This is a genomic window from Scandinavium tedordense (assembly GCF_024764965.1).
Lineage (GTDB): Bacteria > Pseudomonadota > Gammaproteobacteria > Enterobacterales > Enterobacteriaceae > Scandinavium > Scandinavium tedordense.
Genome location: NZ_JALIGG010000046.1, coordinates 85468 through 93426, shown reverse-complemented (window position 1 = coordinate 93426; position 7959 = coordinate 85468). Strand labels below are relative to the sequence as shown.

6 protein-coding genes, 1 pseudogene and 1 riboswitch are annotated in these 7959 nt (G+C 53.3%); of the genes and pseudogenes, 2 read left to right on the top strand and 5 right to left on the bottom strand.

The features are described 5' to 3' along the window. Positions 1–189 precede the first annotated feature (189 nt). Both murI and btuB read right to left on the bottom strand, forming a co-directional pair. The gene (murI, locus tag MUU46_RS02190; protein WP_258964642.1) at positions 190–1041 is read right to left on the bottom strand and encodes a glutamate racemase; all 852 of its coding nucleotides are present in this window, start codon (positions 1039–1041) and stop codon (positions 190–192) included. After that, a complete protein-coding gene (btuB, locus tag MUU46_RS02185; protein ID WP_258964641.1) occupies positions 986–2833 on the bottom strand; it encodes a TonB-dependent vitamin B12 receptor BtuB in 1848 nt (615 codons plus the stop codon). The genes murI and btuB overlap by 56 nt, the downstream gene beginning before the upstream one ends. A gap of 67 nt (positions 2834–2900) precedes the next feature. Continuing rightward, a riboswitch (cobalamin riboswitch) is annotated at positions 2901–3096 on the bottom strand. 114 nt (positions 3097–3210) lie between these two features. Between btuB and trmA the strand changes: the two genes are divergently transcribed. Continuing rightward, positions 3211–4311, top strand: a complete 1101-nt coding sequence (trmA, locus tag MUU46_RS02180; protein ID WP_258964640.1) for a tRNA (uridine(54)-C5)-methyltransferase TrmA — start codon at positions 3211–3213, stop codon at positions 4309–4311. Between the two features lie 40 nt (positions 4312–4351). Here trmA and MUU46_RS02175 read toward each other — a convergent pair whose 3' ends face one another. Both MUU46_RS02175 and fabR read right to left on the bottom strand, forming a co-directional pair. Then, positions 4352–4711 (bottom strand): YijD family membrane protein, encoded by a 360-nt coding sequence (locus MUU46_RS02175; RefSeq protein WP_159761563.1) that lies wholly within the window; start codon positions 4709–4711, stop codon positions 4352–4354. Positions 4712–4714: 3 nt separating this feature from the next. Further along, a pseudogene (gene fabR, locus MUU46_RS02170) lies at positions 4715–5361 on the bottom strand (HTH-type transcriptional repressor FabR). 197 nt (positions 5362–5558) lie between these two features. On the opposite strand from fabR, the gene sthA reads away from it, so the two are divergent. After that, positions 5559–6959, top strand: a complete 1401-nt coding sequence (sthA, locus tag MUU46_RS02165; RefSeq protein ID WP_258964639.1) for a Si-specific NAD(P)(+) transhydrogenase — start codon at positions 5559–5561, stop codon at positions 6957–6959. On the opposite strand, the gene oxyR is transcribed toward sthA, so the two are convergent. Beyond that, positions 6942–7859 (bottom strand): DNA-binding transcriptional regulator OxyR, encoded by a 918-nt coding sequence (gene oxyR / locus MUU46_RS02160; RefSeq protein WP_159761566.1) that lies wholly within the window; start codon positions 7857–7859, stop codon positions 6942–6944. The genes sthA and oxyR overlap by 18 nt on opposite strands. Between the last annotated feature and the right edge of the window lie 100 nt (positions 7860–7959).

The following is a 7959-nucleotide window of genomic DNA, read 5'->3' as shown; positions in this document are numbered from 1 at the left end:
TTCCTCATTCAGAGTCAAGCGTTTATTTTCGCTTTTCTCTGTCAGGATTTCCTGAGAAACCCTTCTGACCCGGCGGCTAGCGTGCCGTTGTTCCGTGTCAGTGGAGGCGCATTATAGGGAGTTCTGAGACGTTGACAAGCCCTGTTTGCAAAAAACTTTTCAACCGTCTCTTTTTTACTCAAATGACTACTAAACAGACAGCTTTTCGAGTCTTTCAAAGCCATAACGCTGCAAAACGGGGAAAAGTTGTTCTGTTTCTGCTGTCAGCGCCATACAGAAAGCGATATTCGTATCTGAAGATTTGGCATCAGGCGCTTCATGTTCAAGCAGCCAGGCCGTTCGGCGTGCAATTGCCGCGCCTGAATCTACCAGCCGCGTACCTTCCGGCAGGACTACAAGCAGCTCATCCTGCAATAAAGGGAAATGCGTGCACCCCAGAACGACAGTATCTGGCGGCTCAGGCATTCTTAGCCATGGGCGCAGGATACGACGCAGCTCATCGAGCGGTACCGGTTCGCCATGCAGTTTCGCTTCCGCCAGTTCCACCAACTCCGCTGAACCCAGCATTTCAATATGGCACTCATTCGCGAAGCGCTCGATCAATTCACGTGTATAAGGACGCTTTACCGTGCCACGCGTCGCCAGCAACCCAACCACACCGTTCGCCGTGAGACGTGCTGCCGGTTTAATCGCTGGTACCACCCCCACCACAGGAAAAGCGAATTTTTCGCGCAGACCAGGAAGTGAAACGGTACTTGCCGTGTTGCAGGCGATGATCGCCAGGGCGAGGGGATAACGCTGTTGAACCGTGGTGACTATCTCGAGCACACGTTCGACGATGAAGGCTTCGCTCTTCTCGCCATAAGGAAAGGCAACGTTATCGAAAGCGTAGATGTAATGAAGATCCGGCAGCAGGTGCCGAATCTCATCATAAACCGACAACCCACCGACCCCGGAATCAAACACCAGGACGGTGGGACGTGGATCAGAAGGTGTAGCTGCCAGACAAGTTGTATTCCCGTCCTGCAGTTTCGTAGCCATAAACTGTCTCGTAATCTTTATCGAACAGGTTGGCGATTTTACCACGAACTGTCAGATGAGAGGTGACCGGATATGAAACGGCAAGATCCCACAGGCTGACACCCCCCATTTTGACCGTCTCTGACGTATAAGTGCTCGGATCAAACGCAGTGTCATAACGGGTGCCCAGGTAGTGATACGTCACGCCCCAGTCAAAGTCATATACCTTCCAGTCTAACTGGTACTTCACCTGCTGTTTGGCCCGACGCAACAACAACTCATCGGTTTGCGCATTGCGGGCGTCGAGATAGTCATAACTCAGGGTGTGTGATAACGGACCGGTGTCGAACGATGCCGTAGCCTCAATACCTTTAATGCGCGCTTTGCCCACGTTGAAGTACTGATTCAGGTTGTAGTCATAATCAATCAGATTATCGACATCGTTGCGGTAACCGGATACACGCCAGTTGACGCCCGCCGTTAGGCCCTCAAACGCCCCTTCCCACTGCTTGCTCTCTTCAGGGTCGAGATTTTCATTGCCATAGTAGCCATACAGCTGGCCCAGGTTCGGTGCTTTAAACGCGGTGCCATAAGACGCCACGAAACGATAGCCGTCGACAAATTCCCAGGCCGCACTGCCCTGCCAGGTGCCGTGATCGCCAAACTGCGAGTTGTCATCGCCACGAACCGCCCCTTCAAAGGTGAACTTACCGAACTGTTGTAATGCCGTCAGGAAAAGACCGGTGTTACGCAGTTCGTAACCCTCAGTGAGGTAGTTGGTGCCAGGCTCCGTAGTTTGCTTCTGCCAGTCAACGCCCGCGCCAATGTTGCCGTGGCCGACGTCCACCGAGTTGGCCCACTGCATGTTGTACTGTTTAATTTCATCCAGCGTCGCCGTGGAGTCGTAACGCCCCAGACGCGGATCGTAGTTGTAGTCTTTACTGTGGCTATAGCTGGAGGTCAGCTGCGAGTGGAAGATGTCGTTATTAAAGCGCACTCCCGCATCCCAGGTCTGGCTGTAAAGCTTGCGAGTATCAACGAGCACACCCATATAAGGAGAGTTGTCATAAGCCGTGCGGTTGTCATAACCGTAGCCGCGTACAAAACCACTCCATTCATCAGAGAAGTTATGCTCCAGCGCGCCGTAAAGGCTTTTACTCATAAAGCCATCACGGTCTGTCTGCGGTAGGCCACCGGTATTCCTGTCCGCCACAACATCGTAGCCTTTGGTATAGGTGTAGTCGCCGGAAAGCGTCACCTGGGTGTTGTCCCCCAGTTTCTGCTGGGTGCTGCCGTTGTAGCTTTGATAGCCGTTCGAGCCCACACCGGCATTCAACGTGGTGCCGTCTTTTTCACGGGTCGTAATAATGTTAACCACACCGCCAATCGCGTCAGAGCCATACACCGCCGAGCGTGGCCCACGGATGTATTCGATACGCTGCACAAGGCTAATCGGGAACTGACTTAAATCTGATGAACCACTGACGCCCGCCTGGTTCAGACGCACGCCATCCACCAGAATAAGCACATGGCTGGAGTTGGTGCCGCGGATAAATAAAGAAGAACTTTGTCCGAGCCCGCCATTTTGCGCGATATCCACACCGGGCAGACGACGCATCACGTCGGTAACAGAGGTTGATTGCCAGCGATCGATATCCTGTCGGGTAACGACGCTGACTGGTGCCAGCACCGTATTTTCAGGTTGTTGGAAACGGTTTGCCGTGACGACCATCGTGTCTGAGCTGCTATCCTGCGCCCAGCCAGAAAAAGCTGTGACGGAGAGCGCCGTCAGCAGCGAAGCTTTTTTAATCATTGTTAAAAGCATCCAATAAATAAGAAGGATGCCGCTGGTCTCATCAGTAGCTCGCGATGATGAGGATCCATTGCGACGTACTCCGGCAGGTCTTCGGGCTAGAAGGCTCCCCAAACCTAATCGGGGCAATGAAACGATGACTTCCCACCTACCGGCAGTGTCTGCTTACGCTCTCATTTCGCCTTACTCTACCGCTGCGCGTCAGCTCCAGATTTACACTGGATTCCCTTTTAACTCACAAGACCGGAAACAGGATGCTACATTCAGTAACATGCAGATGTCCAGACTGCTAATCATCTCCCTTGGCTATCAAGGGCTGGACATCCTGTGAGCATTCCCTACAATCGCCGCGTTATTTATCTCTTTCAGGAAGCATCATGACCCCCGAACACCTGCCGACAGAACAGTACGAGGCCCAGCTAGCAGAGAAAGTTGTCCGCCTGCAAAGCATGATGGCGCCACACAATGCGCCTGCGCCGGAGGTGTTCCGCTCACCTGTCAGTCACTACCGTATGCGTGCAGAATTCCGCATGTGGCACGACGGCGACGACCTCTATCACATCATCTTCGACCAGGCGACGAAGCAGCGCATTCGTGTCGATACCTTCCCGGCGGCCAGCGAACTGATTAACGCGCTGATGAAAGCCATTCTGGAAGGTGTGAAGGGCGAGAAAGTCCTGCGTCACAAGCTGTTCCAGATTGATTACCTGACCACCATGAGCAATCAGGCCATCGTGTCGCTGCTTTATCATAAGAAGCTGGATGACGCATGGCAGGTCGCTGCCACGGTACTGCGTGACGCGTTACGCGCCGCCAACCTGAACGTGCATGTGATTGGCCGCGCGACGAAAACCAAAATTGCGCTGGATCAGGACTTTATTGATGAACGTTTGCCGGTCGGCGGACGGGAAATGATTTACCGTCAGGTGGAAAACAGCTTCACTCAGCCGAATGCGGCGATGAACATTCAGATGCTGGAATGGGCGCTGAATGCCACTGAAAATTCGAAAGGGGATTTGCTGGAGCTGTACTGCGGCAACGGTAACTTCTCGCTGGCATTGGCACGCAACTTTGACCGCGTGCTGGCGACCGAAATTGCGAAACCCTCCGTAGCGGCCGCACAGTACAACATTGCGGCTAACCACATTGATAACGTACAAATTATTCGTATGTCAGCGGAAGAGTTTACCCAAGCGATGAACGGCGTTCGCGAGTTCAACCGTTTGCAGGGTATCGATCTGAAAGGCTATCAGTGTGAAACGATTTTCGTCGATCCGCCGCGCAGCGGGCTGGACAGCGAAACGGAGAAGATGGTGCAGGCGTACCCGCGTATTCTGTACATTTCCTGCAATCCAGAAACGTTATGTAAGAATCTGGAAACATTAGGCCAAACGCATAACGTTGAGCGTCTGGCGCTGTTCGATCAGTTCCCGTACACCCATCACATGGAGTGCGGGGTCTGGCTGACGAAGAAGTAATCCTGCCTTTTAGCCCTCTCGTTGAGAGGGCTCATCCGTATTATTCCGTGATTTCAGCGTTACGATTACGCATCCGGAAACCAATCCAGAACACCATAATCACCGACAGCACGGCCGGGAAGAAGTTAGAACCAATGTCCGGGTATTCCGCACGAACGACGGTGCTGTAAACCAGTACCCCGAGGATGAAACACGCGGCGGCAAGCCCTGGCAGCCCAACCGGCATGGTGCGATTTTGGTAACGTTGATGCAGGCAGTACACCGTCAGCACCAGCGCAATCAAGGGGAATACGGTAAAGGGTACGATGGAGCTGAACAGTGCAGCAAATGTCCCATTAATGGATAAACCAGCGACCAACGCCAGTAACAACGTACCTCTGTCTTGACCTGTCTGTTTCATTACTCATCCTTCACGTTTTTCGGAATGGTATGCACTTTCTCTTGTTCACGGCGATACCAGTAATACGCGCCTTTAGAAATCATCCGCAGCTGCAATACCAGTCGCTCTTCTAATTGCCGACGCTGTTCAGGGCCGACGTCCAGTGCTTCTGCACCTGCACTAAATACGATGGTAACCATCGCTTCGGCTTGCGCTTCAGTGAAGGCGCGCGGCATATGGTTTTCGATTTCCAGATAGTCAGCAAGTTCCGCAATAAAGTGCTGAATCTCACGTGCGACGGCGGCACGAAACGCCGCAGAGGTGCCAGAACGTTCACGCAGCAGTAAGCGGAATGCGTTGGGGTTATTGCCGATAAACTCCATAAAGGTCGACACAGACGTGCGAATAACGCTGCCACCTTTGGCAATACGCTGACGCGCCTGACGCATAAGCTGACGTAGCATTAACCCGCTTTCGTCGACCATGGTCAGCCCGAGTTCGTCCACATCGCGGAAATGACGATAGAAAGAAGTCGGCGCAATCCCCGCCTCTCGCGCAACTTCACGCAGGCTCAGGCTGGCAAAACTTCTTTCAGCACTCAGTTGACTGAATGCTGCTTCCACCAGCGAACGCCGGGTTTTTTCTTTTTGTAGCGCTCTAACGCCCATCACAATGTCTGAATCCTTCCATCTGCCTTGTCGGCACTATACCAGAGATTAAAACTAATCTGTTTGAGGTGCTTTGTGAATGATTGTTTACGGGCGGTTTGTGCTCTCCAGTGTGAAAAAAGCACAACGATAATTGGGTTATCGGGGCAATGATGTTACTATTCTGTTGCTTTTATGTATAAGAACAGGTAAGCCTTACCATGCCACACACCTACGATTATGATGCAATAGTAATTGGTTCTGGCCCGGGCGGCGAAGGCGCTGCAATGGGGCTGGTTAAGCAAGGAGCCCGTGTCGCCGTCATCGAGCGTTATCACAACGTCGGTGGTGGCTGTACCCACTGGGGCACCATCCCATCGAAAGCGCTTCGTCACGCCGTAAGCCGCATTATCGAATTCAACCAGAATCCTCTCTACAGCGACCATACCCGACTACTTCGTTCTTCATTCGCCGACATTCTCAACCATGCCGACAGCGTGATTAACCAGCAGACGCGGATGCGCCAGGGGTTCTACGAACGTAACCACTGCGAAATTCTGCAGGGCGACGCCCACTTTGTTGATGAGCACACTCTCGCGCTCGAGTGCCATGACGGCTCGGTCGAAACGGTGACGGCGGAGAAATTCATCATCGCTTGCGGCTCGCGTCCTTATCGTCCGGACGACGTCGATTTCTCGCATCCGCGCGTCTACGATAGCGACTCCATTCTCAGCCTGCACCATGAACCTCGTCACGTGATCATCTACGGTGCCGGAGTGATCGGCTGCGAATATGCATCGATCTTCCGCGGAATGGAGGTCAAAGTTGATTTGATCAACACCCGTGATCGCCTGTTGGCATTCCTCGATCAGGAAATGTCAGACTCCCTTTCGTATCACTTCTGGAACAGCGGCGTGGTCATTCGCCACAATGAAGAGTACGAGAAAATTGAAGGGATGGACGACGGCGTGATCATGCACCTGAAGTCCGGCAAAAAGCTCAAAGCCGACTGTTTACTGTTCGCTAACGGACGTACCGGTAACACCGACAGCCTGGCGCTGGAAAACATCGGCCTGCAAACCGACAGCCGCGGTCAGCTGAAAGTGAACAGCATGTACCAGACCGCCATTCCGCATATCTATGCAGTTGGCGACGTACTCGGTTACCCGAGTCTGGCCTCTGCGGCATACGATCAGGGCCGAATTGCTGCCCAGGCGCTGGTCAAAGGCGAAGCCACCGCGCACCTGATTGAAGACATTCCAACGGGCATCTACACCATCCCTGAAATCAGTTCTGTCGGGAAAACCGAACAGCAGCTGACGGCGATGAAAGTGCCTTACGAAGTCGGTCGGGCGCAGTTTAAGCACCTGGCGCGGGCGCAAATTGTCGGAATGAATGTGGGAACGCTGAAGATCCTGTTCCATCGGGAAACCAAGGAAATTTTGGGGATACACTGCTTTGGCGAGCGCGCGGCCGAAATCATTCATATCGGCCAGGCGATAATGGAGCAAAAAGGGGGTGGTAACACCATCGAGTACTTCGTTAACACCACCTTTAACTACCCGACCATGGCGGAAGCCTATCGGGTTGCCGCGCTGAACGGCTTAAACCGCCTGTTTTAACGGTTTATCGAAATGGCCATCCATCTGAGTGCGGATGGCCTCTGCCAGCTGCTCATAGCGGCTGCGCAGCGGTGACCCTGGACGGTAAACCAAACCGACGGTACGACGAGGCTCCGGCTTAATGCACGGCAGATAAACCACGCCATCACGTTTACGCTCTGGCGGTACAGCCAGCGCCGGTAACAGTGTTATGCCGCTGCCAGCTGCCACCATATTGCGCAGCGTCTCCAGACTGGTGGCGCGGAAATGTGTATCTTCATCCGCCCCCGCTTCAAAGCAAAAACCCATCGCCTGGTCGCGCAGACAGTGCCCGTCCTCCAGCATCAGCAGCTTTTCACCGGCCAGATCAGACATCGGCACGCGGTCGCGATTCGCCCATGGGTGATCTTGGTAAATAGCCAGCATCATCGGCTCATCGAACAGCGGCACCTCAATAAAGGCTTCGCTCTCTTTAACCAATGCCAGGATTGCACAGTCGAGCTTACCGCTGTCGAGTTGCGCCAGCAGTTGATGAGTCTGTGCTTCGTGCAGATACATTTCTAGTTTCGGGAACGTCTGATGCAGCATAGGGATAATCTGCGGTAACAGGTAAGGTCCCACGGTGGGGATCAGGCCAATATGCAGCGGTCCGGACATCGCTTCGCCCTGTTGGCTCGCCATTTCCTTGAGCACTTTTACCTCGCGCAGCACGGTGCGCGCCTGATCCACCAGCAATAATCCTGCCTGCGTAAACAGCACCTTACGGCTGGTACGCTCCAACAGCATTACGCCCAGCTCATCTTCCAGCTTACGGATCTGCCCACTTAACGTCGGCTGACTAACGTGACAGGAATCCGCCGCACGGCGAAAATGACGATGCTCAGCTAAGGCAACCAGGTATTCAAGATCACGAATATTCATTATCCATCCTCCATCGCCACGATAGTTCATGGCGATAGATAGCATAGCAATGAACGATTATCCCTATCAAGTGTTGTGGTCAATAATACTCCACATAAAC